Source organism: Exiguobacterium sp. s124, from assembly GCF_018617485.1.
Taxonomy (GTDB): domain Bacteria; phylum Bacillota; class Bacilli; order Exiguobacteriales; family Exiguobacteriaceae; genus Exiguobacterium; species Exiguobacterium aestuarii.
In genome coordinates, this window is record NZ_JACSKH010000001.1 from 1236698 (window position 1) to 1259568 (window position 22871).

The following is a 22871-nucleotide window of genomic DNA, read 5'->3' on the forward strand; positions in this document are numbered from 1 at the left end:
AATAATTTGTTATGTAAACCATATTGATTTGTCTTGAAATTGTAATGTTGAACCATTATACCTTATGATGAAAATAGGACTTGAAACGGCAACTAAGGTAACGTTACACTGTAAACGTAAACCAAAGGGGGATTTTGGATGGATGATCAGCGTTTGAAGCAACTTTTGTCTGAAGCGAAGACCATCGCGGTCGTCGGTGTATCCGACAACCCGAACAAGACGGCCAACCAGATTGCAGAGTATTTGCTACGCGTCGGGTATACCGTCATCCCTGTCAACCCGATGCTCGAGGAGTGGAACGGTCGCAAGGCATATCCGTCCGTCGAGAGCATCCCGGGTAGAATCGATATCGTCGACGTGTTCCGTCGCAGCGAATTTTTAGCAGGTGTCGCAGAAGATGCGGTACGACATGGGGATGTCGGGCTCGTCTTCAATCAGCTCGGTCTCTCAAGTCCTGAGGCGGAGCAAATCGTACGTGACGCCGGACTCGATTACATCGAGAACCGCTGCTTGTACGTGGAGCATGCTCGTCTACTCGGATAAGACCTACCTCCTTGGTAGGTCTCCTTTTTTTCAGCAATGGCTGACAAGGGAGGCTTGCCAGAATGGATGAACAGCTATACAATAGGAAAGAAAAACGAACGTGTGTTCGAAATTGAGGTGACTGCTATGTCAACAGATCTATTTAATTACAATGAAGACGCCATCCAGGTGCTCGAAGGACTCACGGCCGTACGAAAACGACCGGGGATGTACATCGGGTCAACCGACCATCGCGGACTTCACCATCTCGTCTATGAGATTGTCGACAATGCGATCGATGAGGCGCTCGCCGGGTTCGGCGGTCAAATCGATGTGACGATTCACAAAAATGATGCGATCACGGTTCGTGACCACGGACGCGGAATGCCGACAGGGATGCACGCCTCAGGAAAACCGACACCTGAAGTCATCTTCACCGTCCTCCACGCAGGTGGGAAGTTCGGACAAGGCGGGTACAAGACGTCGGGTGGTCTCCACGGCGTCGGTGCCTCGGTCGTCAACGCGCTCTCGAGCAAGGTAGTCGTGACGATCCATCGCGACGGAAAGGTATTCGAGCAGACATTCGCGGACGGCGGTGTGCCACAGACGACACTCCTCGAGACGGGCAAGACGCGTCAGACCGGGACGAGTGTCTATTTCAAACCGGATGCAAGCATCTTCTCGACGACAACATATAACTATGACACGCTCGCCGAACGATTACGTGAATCGGCATTCCTCTTAAAAGGATTGACGATCACCCTCACGGATGAGCGCACGGATAAACAAGAGACGTTCCATTATGAAGAAGGAATCGCCGAGTTCGTTCAATATTTGAACGATGACAAGGCAACGCTCCATCCGATCGTCTATTTCGAAGGCACAGAGAACGAGATTGAGATCGAACTCGCGTTCCAGTTCACGGACGCCTATTCCGAGAACGTCCTCTCTTTCGTCAACAACGTCCGGACGCGGGACGGCGGGACGCATGAGGTCGGTGCCAAGACGGCAATGACCCGCATCATGAACGAGTATGCGCGCAAGAACGGATTGCTTAAAGAGAAGGATAAGAACCTAGACGGTGGCGACGTCCGTGAGGGACTCACGCTCATCGTATCGGTCCGAATCCCAGAGGAATTCCTTCAGTTCGAAGGACAGACGAAGTCGAAACTCGGCTCACCAGAGGCGCGTGCGAGTGCCGATAGCGTCATGGCGAAACAGTTGACGATCTTCTTAGAAGAGAACCCACAGATGGCCACGATGCTCATCAAAAAAGCGATTCGCGCGGCTCAGGCACGCGAAGCGGCAAGAAAAGCACGTGAAGAGGCGCGGAACGGCAAGAAAAAGAAACGTTCAAGCATCTTGAACGGAAAATTGACGCCAGCGACATCGAAGAATGCAGCGAAGAACGAACTGTTCCTCGTCGAGGGTGACTCGGCCGGTGGTTCAGCCAAACAAGGACGTGATCGGACGTTCCAAGCAATCCTTCCATTACGCGGGAAGGTCATCAACTCGGAGAAATCAAAGCTCCAGGACATCATGAAAAACGAAGAGATCAACACGATCATCCATGCGATCGGCGCGGGGGTCGGTCACGATTTCGACTTGGACGACTGTAACTTCGACAAGGTCATCATCATGACGGATGCCGACACGGACGGTGCGCATATCCAAGTGCTCCTGCTCACGTTCTTCTTCCGTTATATGCGCCCCCTCGTCGAGGCAGGCCGCGTGTTCGTCGCCTTGCCACCGCTCTACCGTATCTCAAAAGGAAAAGGGAAGTCCGAACAGTTCGACTACGCCTGGGACGAAGAGGCACTCGAGAAGTTGGTCAAGGTGTATAAGAAAGGCTATATCCTCCAACGTTACAAAGGTCTCGGTGAGATGAACGCGGATCAGTTATGGGAGACGACGATGAACCCGGATACGCGTACGCTCATCCGTGTCACGGTTGATGATGCGGCTGTCGCGGACAAACGTGTCTCGGTCTTGATGGGCGACAACGTCACGCATCGTCGTGAGTGGATCGAGGAGAACGTCGCCTTCGGACTCCAGGAAGATGATTCGATCATCGCCAATGAACATGTGACTAAAGCGATTGAGGAAGTGATGTAACGATGTCGACGATTCAACACATTTTAAACTTATCTCTCGAACAGGTCGTTGGTGACCGGTTCGGGCGATATTCGAAATATATCATTCAAGACCGAGCCTTGCCGGATGCGCGAGACGGGCTCAAGCCTGTACAGCGCCGGATTCTATATGCGATGCACCATGAAGGGAACACGAACGACAAGCCGTACAGGAAGTCTGCGAAGACGGTCGGGAACGTCATCGGGAACTATCACCCGCACGGTGACTCGTCCGTCTATGAGGCGATGGTACGTCTCTCACAAGACTGGAAATTACGTTATCCACTCATCGACATGCATGGGAACAACGGATCGATGGACGGTGACCCGGCAGCGGCCATGCGTTATACGGAAGCGCGTCTCTCGAAGATCGCCGGTGTCATGCTAACGTCGATTGCGAAGAATACGGTCGACTATACACCGAACTTTGACGATTCGACGGAAGAACCGCTCGTCTTACCGTCACTCCTCCCGAACCTACTCATGAATGGGACGACAGGAATCTCTGCAGGTTATGCGACGGAGATTCCGCCACATAACTTGACGGAAGTACTCAACCTCGCCATCGCGCGTCTGAAAGGTCAGGTCGATTCGGCGACAGACGCCCTCGCGTATGTCACAGGTCCTGATTTCCCGACCGGAGGAACGGTCATGGGGAAAGACGGCATCTTAAAGGCGTTTGAGACCGGTAAAGGGAAAGTCATCATCCGGGCGAAGTCAGAGATCGAGCAGTTAAAAGGTGGCCGTGAACAAATCACCATCACGGAACTGCCATATGAAGTGAACAAGGCGAACCTTGTCAAAAAGATGGAAGAGCTTAGACTTGATAAAAAGGTTGAAGGTGTCGCGGAAGTCCGTGATGAGACAGACCGGACCGGCCTTCGCGTCGTCATCGAATTGAAGAAAGAAGCGGACGCAGAAGGTGTCCTCCATTTCTTCTTGAAGCATACGGACTTGCAGATCGCCTATAACTACAATATGGTTTCGATCGTGAATCGGACTCCGAAACAGATGGGGATTCTCCCAATCATCGATGCTTATTTGAAGCACGTCGAGGAAGTGGTCACACGCCGCACGACGTTCGAACTCGAGCAAGCGAAAAAGCGTGCCGAAATTGTCGATGCCTTAGAGCAAGCCATCTCTGTCCTTGATGAGACGCTCGAATTGATTCGTTCCGCAAAAGACAAAGCGGACGCGAAGAACAAACTAATGGAGCGGTTCTCATTCACGGAACGCCAGGCCGAAGCGGTCGTCATGCTCCAATTGTATCGACTCACCAACACGGACATCGTCGAGTTACAAAAAGAAGCAAAGGCGCTCCAAAAAGAGATCGCGCGCCTCTCGAATATCCTCGACGTGGACGCGACGAAACGGAAATTGATCGTGAAAGAACTCACGGCATTGCGTGACGAGTTCGGGGACGACCGTCGCTCGATCATCGAGTCGGAAGTCGAGGAATTGAAACTGAAGACGGAAGTTATGATTGCTGTCGAGGAGACGATGGTCTTCGTCAGCCGTGACGGATACGTCAAACGAGCCTCGATGCGCTCATATGGGGCTTCAAGTGACGTCTTACCCGAGATGAAAGAGAAAGACCGACCACTCCTCACGACACAGGCGATGACGACGGACCACTTGCTCGTCTGGACGAATAAGGGCAGCTATCTCCTCATCCCGATCCACCAGATCCCAGAATCGAAGTGGAAAGATGCTGGACAGCACGTCGCCAACCTCGTCCCAATCGAAGGGGAACAAGTCATCTCGGCAGACGTCGTCTCGACGTTTGATACGGACGCTCATTGCCTCTTCGTGACGAAAGATGGGATGGTCAAACGTACACCGCTACGTGACTATGACGCGCAGCGGAAGTCAAAACCGCTCATGGCCTTGAAGCTAAAAGGTGACGATGAGGTCGTTTTCGCTGGAATTAGTGATGGTCCTGGGCAGTTGTTCCTCGTCTCAGAGCGTGGATACGGTCTCTGGTTCAAAGAAGATGACGTACCGGTCGTCGGACAACGCGCAGCCGGTGTGAAGGCGATGAACCTGAAAGACGGTGACGTGGTCGCCGATGCCTTCTCCTTCTTCATGCCACCGTTATTCGTCCTCGTGACGCAACGCGGAGCGGTCAAGAAGATGAAGCTCGAGGACCAGTTCGACTGCACGAACCGTAACCTTCGTGGGACGATGCTCATTCGTGAGGTCAAATCAAAACCGCACCAAATCCGTCGTGTGCTCCCGGTTCATGGGGATGAGACATTGCATATCGTCGGGAAAGAGAAAGCAAAACAAGTGAAGACAAAAACGCTTACGCTACTCGATCGCTACGCCAACGGGTCGTTCGTCTTTGACGAAGATTCGTTCGGTGAAATCGAGGACGTGTATCTCGATTAATAAACAAGACCTGTGATTTGGCACCTTGCCGCTCACAGGTCTTTTTGCTGTAGCCACTTTTCTAGTTCGTGTTGTTGTCGACGGTGATGTCGTGTATGCATCTCGACAAGCTCGAACCATTCTCTCGCGTTCAACCAGCCGAAACCGCCATGAAGTGTTTTTTGGTTATCTCCAGCGTCGTCTAGACGAGATTCTAAAGCTTCCATCCGTGAAATCAAGGTGAGCAACCGTTCTCGTAACCGGTCGTGTGAATCCGTATTATTCGGTGGTTGATTCATCTCAGGTGGGAGCTCGATTTTGATTGGCGGAAACCCACCTTCTCGAAACAACCTCTCTCCAAATGGCGTCTTCCCACCACCGAGTTGGCCGTCTTCTTGAAGACAACGGTCGACTTCATCTAAATACTCATTCGCAACCAAAATGATATGATCGTACATCTGACCAATTGACCAAATAGTAGGGGTGTATTTATACCGTAAGTCGGGTTCTGAATAGTATGCCAGTGTCTCCTTGTAATGGTCTAGTTCATAACGTTTCATGCTAGACGCCTCCTCCATTTTTCTTTCAGTATACGTGACTCATACGAGTCAATGGGGAATATGAAAAGCGAAAAGGAAGAACGGATGGATTTGACGAAAGAAACATGTAGGACAAATGATAGGGGGATCTATATGTCTCAATGGCTAACGTGGGCGAAACGGATTCAGGCGCTGTCTCAGGCCGGTCTGACGTTCACACGTGATCAATATGACCGAGAACGATATGAAGAGCTCCAAGAAATCGCAAAGGAGATGTTTGAACGGCATTCAGACTTATCGAACGAGGCAATCTCACAATTGGTCCATGTCCAAGGCTATCCGACACCGAAGCTCGACGTAAGGGGTGTCGTCTTTAAAGGAGACCGGCTTTTACTCGTCAAGGAGCGGTCAGACGGATTGTGGACATTACCAGGCGGCTTCTGTGAAGTGAACCGTTCTCCTGCTTCGAATATCATCAAAGAAGTGGAGGAAGAGGCTAGCTTGGACGTGATCCCATTGCGTCTCCTCGCCTTATTCGATATGCATGAACATCCACACCCGCCACTTTCTGAGCATTACTACAAACTTTTTATCGAGTGTGCCTTGATCGGCGATGGGGAGGGGGCTGCCGGTATGGAGACGAGTGATGTCGGCTTCTTTGAACGCGATCATTTACCAGAACTCTCCCTTGCCCGTAATACGCTCGAACAGATTCATATGTGCTTCGACGCGCATTGGCAAGAAGATGACTGGACCACTTTATTCGATTAGGAGGTTCTACCGATGAAAGTGAGACGATACGGACATATCCATCAATTATCCTTTTATGCTCCTGTTCTTCCGATTAACGTCCAGTTGATCGAACATGAGCTTGGGCTCGTCTTGATTGATACAGCGCTAAAACGGAATGCGTCAGACATCCTGGCGTATATTGAAGAACTTGATAAACCGCTCCTTGCCATTTTGTTGACGCATGCCCATGGAGACCATGTCGGCGGGGTTGACGCAATCAAAGCCGAGCACCCACTCGCAGAACTGTTCATCTCCCGGCGTGATGCCCGTCTGTTGTCAGGGGACCGTTCATTAGATGAGGACGAGCAGAACAAGATTCGTGGTTCCTTGCCGACAATCCATTCTACTCCGGACACGCTATTAGATCCCGGGGAGCGGCTGTTTGGGTTACAGGTACTTGCAGCAAGTGGACATACGCCGGGTTCAATCGCATTTTATGATGAAGCGAATCGAGTATTACTCGCTGGGGATGCTTTTCAGTCACAAGGCGGGGCTGCAGTGGCAGGGGACGTCCGTCCACTTTTCCCGCTCCCTGGTCTTGCAACGTGGAATCGATCCATTGCTGTCGAGAGTGCGGAGCGGCTAATCGATTTGTCTCCACTCCTGACGTTTGTCGGGCATGGTCCGCCGCTCAAAGGGACGCATCGACTTTATTTGGCATTGAAGCGGGCGCAGCGAAAACAGGCGAGAAAGTTTATTCGTTAATGGAGGGATGAGACGATGCAGCTAAACGAAATCCCGATCCATCAATTCGAACAGGCGCAGCAGATGCTTGAGATTCAACGGAACGCTTATGCCGTTGAAGCGGAATTGCTCGGGTTTGATGAAATCCCGGCTCGATATGAGACGATTGATGTCATTCAAAACTTGCCAGGCACGAGCTACGGGTTGTATATCGAGGAGCGGTTGATCGGATTTATCACGGTTGAAGCATCCGAGAAGACGGTTGAGATCACAAAACTTTGTATTGACCCGACATATTTTCGGGCGAGACTGGCAACGACGTTACTCGAGCATGTGTTGAGTATTCATAAAGGCCAACTTGTATACGTACACACCGGCAAACACAACGGACCGGCCAAACGTCTGTATACGAAACTCGGATTCGTGCGGAGCACTGAATTTGAACCAGAACCAGGCGTCACATTAATTCGATATACACATTCATCTTAATTTTCAATCTCATCTCACTATCATAAGTATACTAAGATAATGAGATGAGTATTTATTTTTACTGATAATATATGTTATGTTAACTAGTGAAAAAACAGTACAAAAATACTCTAAATCAGGATGCCCCCTTCTTAGAATATCTTGTACCAATATAAGGTCAAATCAATCTGTGGGTTCGCATGTTGTTTGATGGTGTCGACTCCGCCGAGTTGAAACCCTTCCTTTTCATAAAAGCGACATGCAATGAGATTATCGTTCTGCGCTTCAAGAGATAATCCAATCAGTTCTTTCTCTTTGGCCCAACGTTCGGCTGTCTCAAGCAACATTCGTCCGATTCCTTGCTTACGGTACGTCATTCTGACCGCGATGTTTTCGATATATGCAAATCGATTCCAATCTTTCACGATCCGAATTTGTCCGACACACTCATCTGCATCCATCGCTACATATACGATTCGATTGTCCTGACTCATATAGCCATGCCAGTTGATTTGGTCGTCTGGGAATGATATTTCTTTTACGTCATGATCAAGCTCTTCAATATATGTCCATTCACCATTTATATAACTTGGTATCATTCGACCGATGATGGGAAATGGATTATTTGCGTCATTTACTTGATTGATGAGCGATGCTTCTAGTTCTTTTAATTGAATCCGACTCATCTGCTCCACCTCTTTTCGCTATAGAGTGGTATCTATTTATTCAATTCACTTATTGCTTTTCTTATGAGAAATAACAATCTGTTTCATCGATTATGCTTCTCTGTATCAATGAAATGAATTTTGCTTTCAAAGGAATGTTAGCGCTTTATGAATAAACGTTTCAGATGTATCTCGAATCTGTTTAATCTATGCTTCACAGTTGCTAGACCGCTGAAGTCATGCTATTTTTAGACAGATGAAGCATCTAAGGAGGAATTTTAGTGAAACGAACAACAAAAGGTTTGGCAGCTACATTATTCTTAGCAATCCCACTTGCCGCTTGTGGTGATGATAGCACGAATCAAGCAGATACGTCACGTTGGGAAGAAATTCAAGAAGAAGGAAAGTTGACAATCGGTACAGCCGGTACCCTCTACCCCGCTTCTTTCCGTGAAGAAGAGAGTGATACGTTGACAGGTTTTGACGTAGAACTCATGAAAGAGATTGCGAAGCGTCTCGAGCTCGAAGTAGAGTTCAAAGAAATGGCGTTTGACAACATGTTGACGAGTGTTCAAAATGGGCAAATCGACGTCGCAGCAAATGACATCTCGGTGACAGAAGACCGTAAAGAGAAATTTGCTTTCTCGAAACCGTATAAGTACACGTACGGAACAGCGATCGTTCGAAAAAGTGACCTTTCAGGCATCGAATCACTTGAAGATTTGAAAGGCAAAAAGGCTGCTGGTGAAGCGACAACGGTCTTCATGGACGTCGCACGTGAATACGGAGCTGAAGAAGTCATCTATGACAATGCGACGAACGACCAGTACTTGCGTGATGTCTCGACAGGACGTACCGATGTCATCTTGAACGATTACTACCTTCAAACACTTGCGCTCGCCTTCTTCCCTGAGTTTGATATCACGATTCACCCGGATATCGCCTATAACCCACAAGAAGTCGCTTTCTTGATGGATAAGGAAAATGACGAGCTCCAAGAGAACATCGACCGTGTATTAGGTGAGATGCTCGAAGACGGTACAGTCAAAGAGTTGTCTGAGCAATTCTATAACGGTGCGGACGTCTCGGTAGAGCCTGATGTGGACGCAACGATCGTCGAAACGAAGTAAGAGGTCGATATGACGTTCTCAGACATCAAATGGGACGCCATTTTTGACGTAGACCTAGCCATCGAGTCGCTTCCTTATCTGTTAGGAGGATTGCCGAATACGCTTTGGATTTCTTTCACGAGCATGTTCTTCGGTCTTGTGCTCGGTTTACTGTTAGCGTTAGGGAAGTTGTCTCCAACGCGCCTCCTTCGCTATCCGTCGACGTTTTATATCTCGTTCATGCGTGGCGTGCCCATTCTGATTATCTTGTTCATCCTCTATTCGGGGTTCCCCTTCATCGGCATCGAATTTGCCGCATTGACAGCAGCGATTCTCGGATTCAGTTTGAACTCCGCCGCTTATATCGCCGAGATTATCCGCTCCTCGATTCGGGCGGTTGATGATGGTCAGGTCGAGGCGGCCCGCTCGCTCGGGATGGGGAAATGGTTGACGCTCAAAGGAGTCATCTTGCCACAGGCGACACGGATTGCCCTCCCCCCGCTCTCGAACGTCTTTCTCGATTTGATCAAAGCAAGTTCCCTTGCGGCGATGATCACCGTCCCTGAGATATTCAATAAGGCGAAAATCGTCGGAGGTCGTGAATTTGATTATATGACGGTCTATATCGTCGTAGCATTGATTTACTGGGCGATTTGTACGTTCATGTCGTTCTTCCAAGAATGGCTCGAACGTCATTTTGAACGATATTTAGATTCTCCAAAACGATGACTGACTGGCTGACGCCAGTTGGTCTTTTTTTATCGATTCATCATTATGTACTCATTCATGATTTTCCGCACATCTCAATCGTCGATTATGCTATGATTTTCTTAATTATCAGAAAAATATAGGGGGATTTTGAATGGTGCATCCATGGGTTTCACATTTGAATGATCAAGTCATCGGGCAATCAAAAGCAATCAAGCTTGCCTCGATCGCGTTATTGTCAGGGGGGCACGTCTTGCTTGAAGACCGACCTGGGACAGGGAAAACGACTCTCGCGCGTAGTCTGGCGAGTTCCGTCTCAGCGGCGTTCCAACGCGTACAATGTACGCCGGACACATTGCCGAGTGATATTTTAGGGATGGAACTGTTCAACCCGACGACGGGGGCGTTTGAACGTCGGACGGGTCCAATCTTTACATCCATCCTTCTTGTCGATGAGATTAACCGCACAACGCCACGAACACAATCGGCCTTGCTTGAGGCGATGCAGGAACGGCAAGTGACGCTCGGGGAAGTGTCACTTCGGTTACCAGAGCCTTTCTTTATGATTGCCACACAAAACCCGTTCGACGGGCAAGGGACATTCCCGCTTCCGCAAGCCCAGTTGGATCGATTCCTGTTCAAATTGACACTTGCTCCCCTGTCACGAGATTCAGAACGTCGTTTGATTCGAAACGAGCATCTGTCGACGGAACCGTTCTCGTTGCAACGTGATGAGCTGTTGAAGATGCAGCAGGAAGTACGGGATGTCCGATTCCATGAGGCGATGGAGGACTATCTCCTCGATTTGATGGAATCGCTCCGACATCACCGGGATATCGAGGTCGGTCCAAGTCCAAGGGCTACACTTGCCTATACGATGGCAGCTCGGGCACATGCCTATATGGAAGGACGGGACTTCGTTTCTCCAGAAGACATCCGGGCACTTGCTCTTCCTATCTTAGGACACCGCATCGTCTTGACGGTCGAGGCTTCCTTAAAAACGAAGCCGACGAAACTCATCAAATCTGTACTCGAGACCATCCCGGTCCCATCAGAGGTGTAAGATGCAGTTAGTCAGCCCACGCTATCTCGAGTCCGGATACATGTGGCTCTTGTTTGTCGTCGGGGTCTTCACGTCGCTATATGGGAACGTCTTAATTGCAAGCCTGTTGATCGGGTTCAGTCTTTATGCCTTGGTCATGCCTGCTTTCATGTTTCGGTTGGCGGAACAAGTGCATGTCGACCTCACCGAGGAGCTAAAACTGTTCCCGAACGATGACGCCATCTATGTGTTAAAACTCGTATCTACCGCAAAAGTACCACTCGGAGTCGTCCGCCTCTCTGGTTATCTGCATCCGACGGTAGAGTCAGAGGGTCACGCGTTTTGGCGACAAGAGAATTTTGTTGAGACGAATGCAACCGTCGACTTTACCATCCCGCTCCATGCGAAGAAACGCGGCCCGATCCGTCTTGAGGCAATCGGGATGGAGATTCGTGACCCGTTACGGATGTTCTCTTTATACAAAGAGGACGCGCTTCCTCGAATCGGATATGTATTCCCTGAGTTTTCACCGTACCCACTCCCGAAACGGCCGCCTACCCTTCCTGGGGAGGAGATGGTCCGCCATAGCGCCTATCGTGACCCGGAAACGTTCCAGTCGGTAACACCTTATCACGGACAGCCGATGCGACAACTGTATTGGTCGGCCTATGCGAAGACAGGTGAACTGCTGGCCCGTACGGAGCAACCTGTACAAGCGAATGAATATGTCATCGTCCTCGATTTGTTGACGAAAGACGGACGTGCCCTCACCTATCAGATGGAGCGACTCATCTCACAAGCTGCGGCCTTATGCCGAGATTTTGAGAAAGAGAACGCGAGTTACGGCCTGATTGTCCCGACACTTACGAAAGACGGGATCACGTACGATTTACCGCCTGGAAGTGGAGAAGTCCATTTCCGTAAAATTATGACGACGTTCGCCTGTCTGTCAGAGAGCGATTTTCCATTGGCTCGTTCGTTGTTCGAACGAAAAGTCGCCAAGTACAGTGGGAATCAATCGATTTTACGGCTAGGAGGTGAAGGTCAATGAGATGGTTATGGTGGGTCTTTTCAGCATTTTATATCGGCCATGTGTTTCCTTTGCTCTTTTTATTGACGCTTCGTCTCCCTCGGAACACCCAACTCATCGTTCAGACAGTCATGAGTATCGGTGCCCTGTATTTCTCTTATGAGATGAGCATCTTGCTTTTGGTATTCACATACGTGCATGCGTTTATCCGAACGTTGGATTGGACGGATCGTTACGCGATGGCGAGTGTCCTGTTCTTAGTGGCGGACTGGTTGTTCCCACCGGCGACACAACCGCTCGCGATGGTGCTCTTTCCGTTCATCTTTTTAATTTGGCAACGAAACTTATATTATCGTCGTGACTATAAACGTATGGTGACGATGCTTGTGCTCGGTCTGGGAATCGGGTTAGCCGTTTCTCTCATCCTGCGTACGATCAAAGAGCTGTTGTTCGGAAATGTCATCGCCTGGATCAGCCATTTCTTCTTATGGGTCGGTAGCTGGTTCGACGGGATTGTACTCGACCCGAATGATCGAGTGAACCGCATTCTCGTCCCAGACAATCCGAACATCGATGCAGAGACGGTATCGCAGGAGACGCTACTCGAGACCGCTTCGAACGAGTCACTGTTTTTCATCGGCATCTTTGTTGTCACCTTGTTGATTGGTGTCGGTTTGTTCTTCTATCTACAGAAGCGAAAAGATATCCAGGAAGGTGGAATGATTCCAAAAAGTATTCACCACCCAACGCTTTCAGATAAACGTATCGTCCGCTCGCCACGGCAAATTCAGCTCCTCGAAACAGGTCGGAAGCTCGAGCAACTTCAACCACGTCTGCGCGAAGAGACGGTGTCTGATTGGCTTCAGCGAATCGAGTTCACGGACCATACGTTGTACGCTGAATGGCTAGAGGCAGCTGAGTATGGAGATAAGGAAGCCCCGAAAGACGTGAATGAGTCTTTCGAGCGGCTTGTCACACAGTTGAAGAAACGATAAAAAACATCCGGTCATGAGGAAACCCTCTGCCGGATGTTTTGCTTTGCGTTATAAAATTGGACTGAGGAGGCGTGACACGCTCTCCTTGAAGCGAATCCAACGAGTCCTTGACTCATATCGTTCAATCGTCAACCGCTCCGCACGTGCCTCGTCCCGTTCGAATGCATCGATGACCGATTGTGCGACATCTCGGTCAAAGACGAGTGCTGAGATTTCAAAATTGAGGCGGAAGCTTCGGGCATCGATATTCGTCGTCCCGATCGAGGCGACTTCTCCGTCGATGACGAGGGTCTTCGCATGAAGGAACCCTTCCTCGTACGTAAACACCTCTGCCCCGTAACGTACGAGCTCTGCCGCATTTGCATAGGTCGCCCAGTAGACAAACATATGGTCCGGCTTATTTGGAATCATCAGTTTGATTTTCGTGCCTGCCATGAGCGCGATGCGACAGGCATCGAGGAAGCTCGCATCCGGAATAAAGTAAGGGGTCTGAATGTAGATACATTCCTTCGACTGCGTGATCATTTTGACGAGCATGTTCTTCAGATGCTCCGTCGAGGAGTTCGGTCCCGATGTCACGATTTGAACCGGGGAAGCGTGATGTGAGACTCCTTCCATCGGCCATATGAAATCGTCTTTTTGCGCCTTCGTTTTCGTCGGGACTGAGCGATTCCAATCCAAGATGAACCGTTCGAGCAATTCTTTGACGGCGTCACCAGAGATGCGCAGATGGACATCGCGCCAATAGCCGAAGTGCTCATCTTTTCCGAGATATTCATCCCCGACGTTGAAACCGCCAATATAGCCGAGTCCACCGTCGATTATACAAAGTTTTCGGTGATTTCGATTGTTCACACGGAAGTTGATCCCAAGTTTTGAGGGGAAGAAGGATTTGACTTCCCCGCCGTGCGCGAGTAGGTCCTTGAAATGTTTATGTTTCAGTCCCCTCGACCCGACAGCATCATAAAGGAGACGGATACGTACCCCTTGTTTCGCTTTCTCCGTTAACAGGCGAATGAGTGACTGGCCAAGCGCATCATTTTGAATGATGTAATATTGAATATTGACTTCTTTCGTCGCTCGTTCAATGTCTTGAAACATTTGATCAAATTTTTCCGTTCCGTCGTGCAAGATACTGATATCGTTGTGGAACGACATCAATGCATTCGTCGACACGAGGTTCAGACGAGCAAGTCGACGATATTTCAATAGCAGCGGATGGTCGAACGGTGCGAGGGTTCGGTCGAGTTGGTCGAGCTGTTCTTCGACATGATGATGGTACGCCTCGCGTTTCTCTTCTTCGACTTCATAAAAGTTTTGAGATTTGATCAGTCGACCAAAGAAGATGTAGACGAAGAAACCGATGAGCGGTAGGAAGAAGAGGACGAGTAACCACGCCCACGTCGTGCCGATATCCCGCCTTTCAAAGAAGATGATGGTGATGGCGAACGTGAGATTAAGTAATAAGATGAGCCATGTCAATATGACGATGATGAGTCCGATAGTCACTTCCATCGTATCCCTCCCTTTCATTCAATTCTTACCCGAAATCAAGCAATGTTAGCAAATATTTTTCATGATGTGGGTATACATATAGGAAGAAGTAATGAAACGGGGGAAGTTTATGGAAGACATGATGATCGGGTTCAGCTTACTTGTCCTTATCGGTGCACTTTCACAGCTATTGGCATGGCAGTTTGACTTCCCGGCCATCTTGATTATGACCGTTGCCGGAATTTTGGTCGGTCCGATTTTCGGTTGGTTGGAACCCGATCAGATATTAGGCGACCTTTATAGCCCCCTTATCTCGATTGCGGTGGCCCTCATCTTATTTGAAGGAAGCTTAAGTCTTGAATTTAAGGAGACTGATGATTTAAGGAGACCGATTTTTCGTCTCGTCACAGTGGGCGTATTCATCTCGTTCATCCTGACATCGCTATTATTGATATTTATCGGTGATTTTCATTGGTTACCCGCCTTCACACTCGGCGCCATCTTTGTCGTGACAGGACCGACCGTGATCATTCCGCTGTTACGGCAAGCGAACTTATCACTTCGACCCTCAAAAATGTTGAAGTGGGAAGGAATCATCGTCGACCCGCTCGGCGCTCTGATGGGCCTATTCGTTGTTCGGATCGGATTCATCTTGTATCAGAACGACGGGCTCGCAAGCCATCTACCGTTCTTTTGGTCTTGTATCGTCGCTGTCGCCTTTGGGATTGCGGTTGGTCATTTACTCATCCGCCTATTCGGAAATGAGAAAGTGCCAGAATATTTACGGACGACGTTGACCTTCTCCGGCGTCCTTCTCGTCTACTCCATCAGCGAATGGGTCATGCACGAGGTCGGATTGTTTGCCGTGACGGCGATGGGCTTGACGATGGCGAATTCCAAGCATGGTCATCTCCATATTTTGAAACAGCTTCGTGAGTTTAAAGAGAATATCTCGATCTTGCTCGTCTCGACCGTATTCATCATCTTGACCGCGAGTTTGACGCGAGATAGCTTACTCGCCGTCTTCGATTGGCCGCTCCTCTTATCGATTATTGGAATTTTATTTATCGTCCGTCCCGTCTCAGTACAAACGTCGTTACTTGGATCACCTTTGACGACGAGAGAACGGGCACTCATCAGCTGGATCGCCCCTCGTGGAATCGTCGCCATGACGGTGACGGCATTCTTCGCCCAAGAGATTGCCGAACTAGGGATTGAAGATGTGGAGCGGATGTTGCCGATCACCCTCGGGCTCGTCGTCACGTCTGTCACGTTACATGGATTGACAATCAAACCGCTCGCCAAACGGTTAGGTTTGACGAAAGTGAAGAATCCTTGGGAGAAAGGGTAAACACAAAAAAGACACCGCCCGATGGCAGTGTCTTAAATGAGCTTGAATTAGTTCAAGACTTTGATTGTGATCGACTTGCGACCGAAGTTGAGCGCTTGCTCTTGTGTTGGCATCAAGATGTCGATCTTGTTACCTTTGATGGCACCACCAGTGTCTCCAGCGATTGCTTCTCCGTATCCTTCAACCCATACTTTAGAGCCGAGCGGGATGACAGAAGGGTCGACCGCGATGACTTTTTGGTTAGGGTTCGAACGAACGTCGATACCTGTCGCTGTGATTCCAGAACATCCAGCACAGTATGGTGTATAAGCTGTTGCTTCAACAGTCATTGTCTTACCTGAAGCCGGAGCTTGGGTTTGCGTTGTAGACGATGCTGTTTTCGTAACAGGTGTTGATGTTGAAGTCTTCGGTGCTGATGTCTTCGCATCATTCGCTACCGATGCAGCTGCTGCACCTTTCACGGCGAACTCTTGTCCTGGGAAAATAAGATCTGAATCAAGACCGTTCCAAGTCATCAATTGATTAACAGAGATCCCGTGGTTCAATGCGATACGATAAAGTGTATCACCTGATTTAACTGTATACGTTTTAGATGCAGTAGAAGCTTTTGCTTCTGCCTTTCCAAGTTTCAAGACTTGGTTCGGGTAAATCATATTTGAGTTTAAGCCGTTCGCTTGTTTAATGTCGTTTACAGAGACGTTGTTGTTCACGGCGATACGATAGAGTGTATCTCCAGACTGAACTGTGTGTGTTGATGCTGCCGAAGCTGGAGCAGCGACTCCTAAACTAAGGCCAGCGAGTGCCGTTAGTGTCAATAGTGGTTTTTTCATAAGAATATTCCTCCCTTTTCTAACGCCCCCTTACTGTAACACCTCTATATTTCACAGCGATTACAGGACGATATGAGAGTGATATCAGTTCATTTACAGAACAATTCATGAGGATGAGAGGTTTCAGAAAATTGTTTTAATCAATCAAAACGGCTTTACAGAGCCGTTTTGAGCTATAATAAAGAATGAAATAAGGAGGTTTTGGTCTTTGGAACTATTACTGCTATATTACATTGTGACTAATTTACTAGCGTTTGTGTCATTTTTTGTCGATAAACGACGGTCTCGCGTCGGGGCTTGGCGGATTTCGGAGCGTACGTTACTGACGATGGCATGGGTCGGTGGAGCGTTCGGGGCTTATTTGGCGATGCGGATCTTCCGCCACAAGACATTGAAGCCAAAATTCCGAGTCGGGGTACCAATCGCCATTCTCGTTCATGCCGCATTCACTGGATGGCTCATCTTTTAAGCCTTATATAGAAGAAACACGACAATCAATCTGTTTTTAGATAGTAAGGAATTGTCGGAATCGTCTCCGTTTTTACTAGAACGAAAGTATTTGATCCGTTGAATCGGAGACAAAATATCGAAATGTTACGAATTTGAGGGGAAATGCGTTTTAAGAGTATGAGACTGACAAGACATGGTGATTCAACGTTTTCGATAACCGATCAGTTCACGATTTTATGGATTGAATCCGGAGTAGTCGATCTGGTGGTGAATGGAGAATGGATCATACTTGATTCTAATGAAGGATTGATGCTCACAGACGGTCAAAGTTACGTGATTCAACGAATGAAAGAATCGTCTCAAATCGTAAAACTTCAATTTGACCCGTATGAGTTGTTCCATCCCAATATGGCAGAGAGATATGTAAAATCATACGATACTCTCGACAAGTCCATACATATCTTAAAGAAGGAACGGACACCACGCTCCCTGGTTCAGACGATTGAACGTGCCATCCAATATATAGAATCAGAGGGACCGCTCGCAATGATGGATGCGACATTACAATGTACGGTCATCTGGCGTTATTGGATTCAGCAAGAATGTCTGTCGACGAAGCATTCAAAAAAACTGGAGAGCCTCCGAAACATGCTTTCCTGTGTTCATTCACAACTTGAAGACAAACTTTCGTTAGCTCAAATTGCGACCGCGGGAAAGGTGAGTCGTAGTGAATGTTGCCGCTTATTTAAACGATTCGGTGACACGTCTCCTCTCGCGTATGTCCAACTTAAAAGAATGGACCGGGCCGCAACCCTGTTAGAGGATTCGACGGAGTCGATTGCTGACATCGCCCAACGTCTGAGCTACTCTAGTGTCAGTCACTTCGTCCAGACGTTTAAAGCACATCACACGATCACCCCGCTCGCCTATCGAAAAAAATACCAAACGAAAAGAGCCGAATGATTTCGGCTCTTTTCGTTTATCTTGCCGTCCAACCGCCATCTGCTTTCAGCACATCTCCATTTACAAAACTTGAATCGTCCGATGCTAAAAAGAGCGCGACTTTCGCGATTTGTTCTGGTTCACCCATCGGTGCTTCCCCGGCACCTTGAATGGCACGCATCCCCATTTCGCTTGGTGCTGTGATCGTTGAACCAATGTTCGTATTGACGCCACCAGGTGCAATCGCGTTTGCCCGAATCTTGCCGAGCGTCCCATGTGTCGCCGCGATGTTTTTCGTTAAACCGATTAATGCATGCTTCGATGCCACATACGCTGCACCACCTCGTGTACCGAACAATCCTCCGACCGACGCGTTGTTGATGATGACGCCACCACGGTCCTGCTTCTCCATCACTTGAATGGCGGCACGTGAAAGTTTCATCGGTCCGGTCAAGTTGACGGCAAGGACACGGTCCCATAATTCATCCGTCACTTCACCGACGGTCATGAAGTTGTCCATAATCCCTGCATTATTGACGAGAATGTCGACCGACCCAAACGTTTCTTTCGCTGTATCGACGAGTCGGTCGATATCTGACTGATTCGCTACGTTACCAGCGATGCCGACGACATCTCCGCCTCCCGTCTTGATCTCTTCGACCACTGCCTGAACAGAATCTTCATTCAAGTCGAAGGCGACGACCCGTGCACCTTCATTCGCGAACAGTTTGGCGATGGCTCGCCCCATGCCAGAACCAGCACCTGTAACGATTGCCGTTTTTCCTGAAAGTTTCACCGAACACTCCTCCTTTACAAGTAAGAACGTATATAAAGCGTGATGACAGCAAGCTACCTGTCACTATGCTATACCCGTATTTGTTAACGTACACATGAAGAAACATGGCGAATTTTCTTCAATTGATGACCAATCCTCTTTATACTTGAGTGGAGACGACTATATAAAGAGGAGAGATGATGTGAGACCATTCCATTCAACGATTCACGGTCAAGGCGACCCTGTTCTTTTCCTTCCCGGTGGGGGATTCACTGGATCACAAGGCCAATTATTTGCCGAAGCTCTACATAACGATTTCGAAGTACACCTGTTAGATTTACCTGGCTTTGGTGAAAGTGAGGGACTACATACTTATGCGACATCGAAAGTACTCGCGGACTGGGTCGAGGCGTATCGAATCTCACGACAACTTGAATCGGTTCGGCTGATCGGTCATTCGATGGGAGGTGCTATCGCCTTGTCATATGCAGTCCATTATCCAGACCAGGTCAGCCGATTGGTTCTTCTCGATCAAGGACATAAACCAAACGCCAGCCTCCCTTATCGTGAATATGGCATCTTCGGATTCACCTTCCCATTACTGCGACTACTGTATCACAACGCACCAAGACGCCTGTTGAACTGGATGGAAGCACAAGTGAGCACACGTGACTCTATATTTTCCGAAGAACGGTTCCAGCTGTTCTGTAGACGAATCGGGGTCGAACCGACTGCATACGTTCGAACAGCTTTTGAGCGACCGGCGCGTCTGTCGTCTGGTGGCTTACATTTGTTGTTCGGTTACGACGGGCTTGATTTCACCGACTTGTTACAACGTGTGCAAGTGCCGACGCAACTTCATTATGCGGACTTCACAGGTGTTGATTTGAAGGAGGCGAAACGGACGCTCCATCATGTCAAACGAGCGGAACGACAACTTCATCCCTCTGTACAATTAATTGCCGTACCAGGCGGACACTTCGTTCAGTGGAGCCGTCATTTCTCGATGGGACACGTTGAGCGATTCTTTCGTACATAAAAAAGGCAGCGGAACCTTCTCCGCTGTCCTTTTTCGTCATGATGTCCGATTGTGGCGTTCGAGCCATTCGTGGAGCTGGTGTTGTAGCTCGGGATGGAGCGGCTGCCTGAGTTGTGAACGATATTGCTTTTTCACGTCCAAAATACTCATCTCACCGTCGAAATGTTTCAACATATGGTCCATGTCCTTAATCTTTTGTACCTCAATCTGTTCCGCGTGGAGTGCGTCGAGCTCGTCAAGATGATGAGCGTCCGTTTGAACGTCTCGGTCTCCCGTCATTGCGAGCGTGGGAATGTGCAACTGAACTAGTCGCTCACGAAGCGACTCATCCGTGAAAGCAAGATGCTCCCGTAACCATTTGGCAGGGAATTTCATCAATTGGATACGCATCGTGTCCTGATCCGTTGCGGTGACGCGTTCGAATAGTTTTTGTTGTTTCCCGATGACCGACTTCTCGTTCAAGCTAACTCGAAGCAGTTTGCCCTTGATTCCTTTCGTACGTTTCACTTCATCAAGTAAGGCATGTGCCTGTTCCTGCATGCTCGTCTTCAAGGCAACACCGGCCCCGGACAATAGGATGAGACCGGAAACGGATTCACGTTCGGCCGCGAGTGTCGCGACGATACATCCTTCGCTATGGCCGAGCAGCAATATGTCTTGTGAGATGTGATCACGAGATTTCAGATAACGGACGACCGCCGTCACGTCATCAACGAGTCCTGTCAGACCAACACTATTTCGATTGCCTCCACTCTTGCCGATTCCCCGTTTGTCAAAGCGTAACGTGATGAAACCTTGTGTCGTCAGCCATTCTGCCAGATCTTTATACAGGTTCGACTTGAAGCCGGTCCCGTTCCCGTCGCGGTCCAATCCACCCGTACCCCCGATGAGAATGATGGCTGGAAATGGCGACTGGCCATCGTGTGGAGTCGTCATTGTAGCTGCGATGGTTGATTCTCCTTGAATGAATACCTCTTCTTGCTTATACATCATCCATTTCCTCCTTTTCTTCGACGGGCATGAACGCATACGAGAACTTTCGTAACGTGCGTTCTTTGGATGGCTCATTGTCCAACACATCTTCCAATAAGTCATAGAGACCTCTCAAGAATCGGTCACTTTCAGTATCGGACAGGTAGAGCGGGATACTCCGGAATCCGACTTTGTCTTCCGGGAGATCGATCGAGTCGCGCTTCAAATAGTTCCCGAAATCCATGAGCAGTGACATCGTGAACGTATAGCAGACCATGTACAGTTGCTCGCGGTCCTCCTCCTCGACAATCTTATTGATACTGGTCAACGGGTTGTTTTGAATCGCATATACCTTCTCATACACCCCGCGTACTTTGTTCTCACTGACGACGGATAAGATCTCATCTTGTACCATCTTATTGATGTGGCGATAGAGGCTCGCCTGAGGCACATCTGGAAGCATTTTTGCCAAATCAGCGGTCGTAACCCCTTCATTCATCAAAACATGTTGAAAGATTTTCATACGAATCGGATTCAACAAACTTTTTAAAACATCTTGATTCATTATCTTCACCTCAATGTTATCACATTTGATAATATTATTATTTTTGATAATATCATGCGGTCGAATCGTTGTCTATGTCCATACAAAAAAGCCGCCCTCATAAGGCGGCTGATTCGACACATCCCTTGTGATTAACGTTCACAGGCGATCCCGTCTTGATCACGGTCTTTCAATTTATTCGCGTCATATAAAGCTTTATTCACATATGGCGTATACCGAGTTTTTCCGCCTTTGTTTTTCGTCGTCTTCGACTTTGCCACTCCACCTTTAAACACCTTGTTCAGCTCCGTACAATTTTTGAAGCGTTTCGCCGCTGCATCGACCGATTCCGTTGGTGCTACACTCAACCCGATCATGAGAACGAACGTTGACAGTACCAGTAAGATTTTTTTCATCAAATCCCTCCTCTTATCCGTTATATCGGGTGAATTTGTGTGATATTCATCATTGAAAGAGATAAAAAATTCTTTCCGACCCGAATGAAGTCCAAAACAGGTACTTGCTGTTAGTTCTTCTCCACGACACGTCGCACGATGGAGAAAAACACTCGGTTCGGTAGAAAACGCTTCAACGCGATCAGTAGTCCCGCCTGTTTACCTGATGGATAACGAAGTCGTCTCTTCCGGTCGTTCGCTGCACGCCAAATCGTCTCAGCGACAACATCGGGGCCTTCGGCATTCGCACCAGCGGCGTTCGTGTTATGAAGTGCGACCTCTGTATAGTCATCATATACATCAAGAGGTTGATCGCGGACGAGTTCTTGGGAACGACCATAAAAGTCTGTTTTGATTGGTCCCGGTTCAATCAACTTCATGTCGATGTTAAACGGTGCCAATTCAAACTGAAGCGATTCGATGAACCCTTCAATCGCCCATTTTGAACTGTGATACAAGCTATAGATTGGGAATGTGATTTGACCACCTACTGAAGACACGGTCACAATCCGTCCGCTCTGCTGTTTACGGAAATACGGGAGAGATGCCCGGATCACGTTCATGACCCCGAAAACGTTCGTATCAAACTGTCGCTGAATCTGTTCAGGCGAGGCTTCTTCGAAAATCCCGACCGCTCCGTACCCGGCATTATTTAATAACACATCAATCGTTCCGTGATCGGAGACGATTTGCTTAAAGGCGTCACGAATACTCGATTCGTTTGTCACATCTAGCTGATAAAGCGACACACCTTTCAAATTCGACAATTCTTGATGGTCTTCAGGTTGTCGCATCGTCGCGGCGACATGCCAGCCTCGTTTGCTGAACAGTTCGACGGTAGCTCGACCGATTCCGCTTGACGCTCCTGTGATGATAATCGTTTGTTTCTGATTCATATTCATTCTCCTTATAACGTTTATATGTTTAAACTTTTAAACTAATTGGTGGAAAAGAAGCCTTTCT

General features: G+C 48.6%; 24 protein-coding genes. 15 read left to right on the forward strand and 9 right to left on the reverse strand.

What is annotated here, in order from left to right; all coding sequences use genetic code 11:
• The first annotated feature begins 138 nt into the window (after positions 1-138).
• From KNO85_RS06490 to parC, 3 genes are all read left to right on the forward strand, one after another.
• Positions 139-543, forward strand: coding sequence for a CoA-binding protein (locus KNO85_RS06490; RefSeq protein WP_211782816.1), 405 nt, complete (start codon positions 139-141; stop codon positions 541-543).
• Positions 544-669: 126 nt separating this feature from the next.
• On the forward strand, positions 670-2637 hold the full coding sequence (parE, locus tag KNO85_RS06495; RefSeq protein WP_214788035.1) for a DNA topoisomerase IV subunit B: 1968 nt from the start codon (positions 670-672) through the stop codon (positions 2635-2637).
• A 2-nt stretch (positions 2638-2639) separates the two neighbouring features.
• A complete protein-coding gene (parC, locus tag KNO85_RS06500; protein ID WP_214788038.1) occupies positions 2640-5045 on the forward strand; it encodes a DNA topoisomerase IV subunit A in 2406 nt (801 codons plus the stop codon).
• A 32-nt stretch (positions 5046-5077) separates the two neighbouring features.
• On the opposite strand, the gene KNO85_RS06505 is transcribed toward parC, so the two are convergent.
• Positions 5078-5584: a DinB family protein gene (locus tag KNO85_RS06505; RefSeq protein ID WP_214788039.1), complete on the reverse strand. Its 507-nt coding sequence runs from the start codon at positions 5582-5584 to the stop codon at positions 5078-5080.
• 132 nt (positions 5585-5716) lie between these two features.
• Between KNO85_RS06505 and KNO85_RS06510 the strand changes: the two genes are divergently transcribed.
• Genes KNO85_RS06510 through KNO85_RS06520 form a run of 3 tightly spaced genes read left to right on the forward strand, consistent with a single transcriptional unit; the run spans position 5717 to position 7528 of the window.
• Positions 5717-6334, forward strand: coding sequence for an NUDIX hydrolase (locus KNO85_RS06510; protein WP_214788042.1), 618 nt, complete (start codon positions 5717-5719; stop codon positions 6332-6334).
• A 12-nt stretch (positions 6335-6346) separates the two neighbouring features.
• Entirely contained in the window at positions 6347-7060 is a 714-nt protein-coding gene (locus KNO85_RS06515; RefSeq protein WP_214788045.1) for an MBL fold metallo-hydrolase, read from the forward strand.
• A gap of 15 nt (positions 7061-7075) precedes the next feature.
• Entirely contained in the window at positions 7076-7528 is a 453-nt protein-coding gene (locus tag KNO85_RS06520) for a GNAT family N-acetyltransferase (protein ID WP_214788048.1), read from the forward strand.
• A 131-nt stretch (positions 7529-7659) separates the two neighbouring features.
• Here the strand turns inward: KNO85_RS06520 and KNO85_RS06525 are convergent, their stop codons facing one another.
• The gene (locus KNO85_RS06525; RefSeq protein ID WP_214788051.1) at positions 7660-8193 is read right to left on the reverse strand and encodes a GNAT family N-acetyltransferase; all 534 of its coding nucleotides are present in this window, start codon (positions 8191-8193) and stop codon (positions 7660-7662) included.
• Positions 8194-8453: 260 nt separating this feature from the next.
• On the opposite strand from KNO85_RS06525, the gene KNO85_RS06530 reads away from it, so the two are divergent.
• The 5 genes from KNO85_RS06530 to KNO85_RS06550 all read left to right on the forward strand — a co-directional run bounded on the left by KNO85_RS06530 (position 8454) and on the right by KNO85_RS06550 (position 13056).
• Entirely contained in the window at positions 8454-9302 is an 849-nt protein-coding gene (locus tag KNO85_RS06530; RefSeq protein ID WP_214788054.1) for a transporter substrate-binding domain-containing protein, read from the forward strand.
• A gap of 9 nt (positions 9303-9311) precedes the next feature.
• Positions 9312-10010 carry an amino acid ABC transporter permease gene (locus KNO85_RS06535; RefSeq protein WP_214788057.1) on the forward strand — a complete coding sequence of 233 codons (699 nt, stop codon included), beginning with the start codon at positions 9312-9314 and terminating at the stop codon, positions 10008-10010.
• 133 nt (positions 10011-10143) lie between these two features.
• Complete coding sequence (locus tag KNO85_RS06540; RefSeq protein WP_214788060.1) at positions 10144-11052, forward strand: AAA family ATPase; 909 nt, start codon at positions 10144-10146, stop codon at positions 11050-11052.
• A 1-nt stretch (position 11053) separates the two neighbouring features.
• Positions 11054-12082, forward strand: coding sequence for a DUF58 domain-containing protein (locus KNO85_RS06545; protein WP_214788063.1), 1029 nt, complete (start codon positions 11054-11056; stop codon positions 12080-12082).
• On the forward strand, positions 12079-13056 hold the full coding sequence (locus tag KNO85_RS06550; protein ID WP_214788066.1) for a hypothetical protein: 978 nt from the start codon (positions 12079-12081) through the stop codon (positions 13054-13056). The genes KNO85_RS06545 and KNO85_RS06550 overlap by 4 nt, the downstream gene beginning before the upstream one ends.
• Positions 13057-13104: 48 nt before the next feature.
• On the opposite strand, the gene cls is transcribed toward KNO85_RS06550, so the two are convergent.
• On the reverse strand, positions 13105-14571 hold the full coding sequence (gene cls / locus KNO85_RS06555) for a cardiolipin synthase (RefSeq protein ID WP_214788069.1): 1467 nt from the start codon (positions 14569-14571) through the stop codon (positions 13105-13107).
• 109 nt (positions 14572-14680) lie between these two features.
• Between cls and KNO85_RS06560 the strand changes: the two genes are divergently transcribed.
• Positions 14681-15901 (forward strand): cation:proton antiporter, encoded by a 1221-nt coding sequence (locus KNO85_RS06560; RefSeq protein WP_214788072.1) that lies wholly within the window; start codon positions 14681-14683, stop codon positions 15899-15901.
• A 47-nt stretch (positions 15902-15948) separates the two neighbouring features.
• Here KNO85_RS06560 and KNO85_RS06565 read toward each other — a convergent pair whose 3' ends face one another.
• Positions 15949-16731, reverse strand: coding sequence for a LysM peptidoglycan-binding and 3D domain-containing protein (locus KNO85_RS06565; protein WP_214749086.1), 783 nt, complete (start codon positions 16729-16731; stop codon positions 15949-15951).
• Between the two features lie 208 nt (positions 16732-16939).
• Between KNO85_RS06565 and KNO85_RS06570 the strand changes: the two genes are divergently transcribed.
• Both KNO85_RS06570 and KNO85_RS06575 read left to right on the forward strand, forming a co-directional pair.
• Entirely contained in the window at positions 16940-17200 is a 261-nt protein-coding gene (locus KNO85_RS06570) for a DUF1294 domain-containing protein (protein WP_214788075.1), read from the forward strand.
• Positions 17201-17358: 158 nt separating this feature from the next.
• Positions 17359-18144, forward strand: coding sequence for a helix-turn-helix transcriptional regulator (locus KNO85_RS06575; RefSeq protein ID WP_214788078.1), 786 nt, complete (start codon positions 17359-17361; stop codon positions 18142-18144).
• A 16-nt stretch (positions 18145-18160) separates the two neighbouring features.
• On the opposite strand, the gene KNO85_RS06580 is transcribed toward KNO85_RS06575, so the two are convergent.
• Positions 18161-18919 carry a glucose 1-dehydrogenase gene (locus KNO85_RS06580; RefSeq protein ID WP_214788081.1) on the reverse strand — a complete coding sequence of 253 codons (759 nt, stop codon included), beginning with the start codon at positions 18917-18919 and terminating at the stop codon, positions 18161-18163.
• Positions 18920-19100: 181 nt separating this feature from the next.
• Between KNO85_RS06580 and KNO85_RS06585 the strand changes: the two genes are divergently transcribed.
• Positions 19101-19937, forward strand: coding sequence for an alpha/beta hydrolase (locus tag KNO85_RS06585; RefSeq protein WP_214788083.1), 837 nt, complete (start codon positions 19101-19103; stop codon positions 19935-19937).
• Positions 19938-19973: 36 nt separating this feature from the next.
• On the opposite strand, the gene KNO85_RS06590 is transcribed toward KNO85_RS06585, so the two are convergent.
• The 4 genes from KNO85_RS06590 to KNO85_RS06605 all read right to left on the reverse strand — a co-directional run bounded on the left by KNO85_RS06590 (position 19974) and on the right by KNO85_RS06605 (position 22804).
• The gene (locus KNO85_RS06590; RefSeq protein WP_214788086.1) at positions 19974-20930 is read right to left on the reverse strand and encodes an alpha/beta hydrolase; all 957 of its coding nucleotides are present in this window, start codon (positions 20928-20930) and stop codon (positions 19974-19976) included.
• Positions 20920-21474, reverse strand: coding sequence for a helix-turn-helix domain-containing protein (locus KNO85_RS06595; protein WP_214788089.1), 555 nt, complete (start codon positions 21472-21474; stop codon positions 20920-20922). Before KNO85_RS06595 ends, KNO85_RS06590 begins: the two co-directional genes overlap by 11 nt.
• 131 nt (positions 21475-21605) lie before the next feature.
• Entirely contained in the window at positions 21606-21869 is a 264-nt protein-coding gene (locus tag KNO85_RS06600; protein ID WP_214788092.1) for an excalibur calcium-binding domain-containing protein, read from the reverse strand.
• Positions 21870-21979: 110 nt separating this feature from the next.
• Positions 21980-22804, reverse strand: a complete 825-nt coding sequence (locus KNO85_RS06605; RefSeq protein ID WP_214788095.1) for an SDR family oxidoreductase — start codon at positions 22802-22804, stop codon at positions 21980-21982.
• Between the last annotated feature and the right edge of the window lie 67 nt (positions 22805-22871).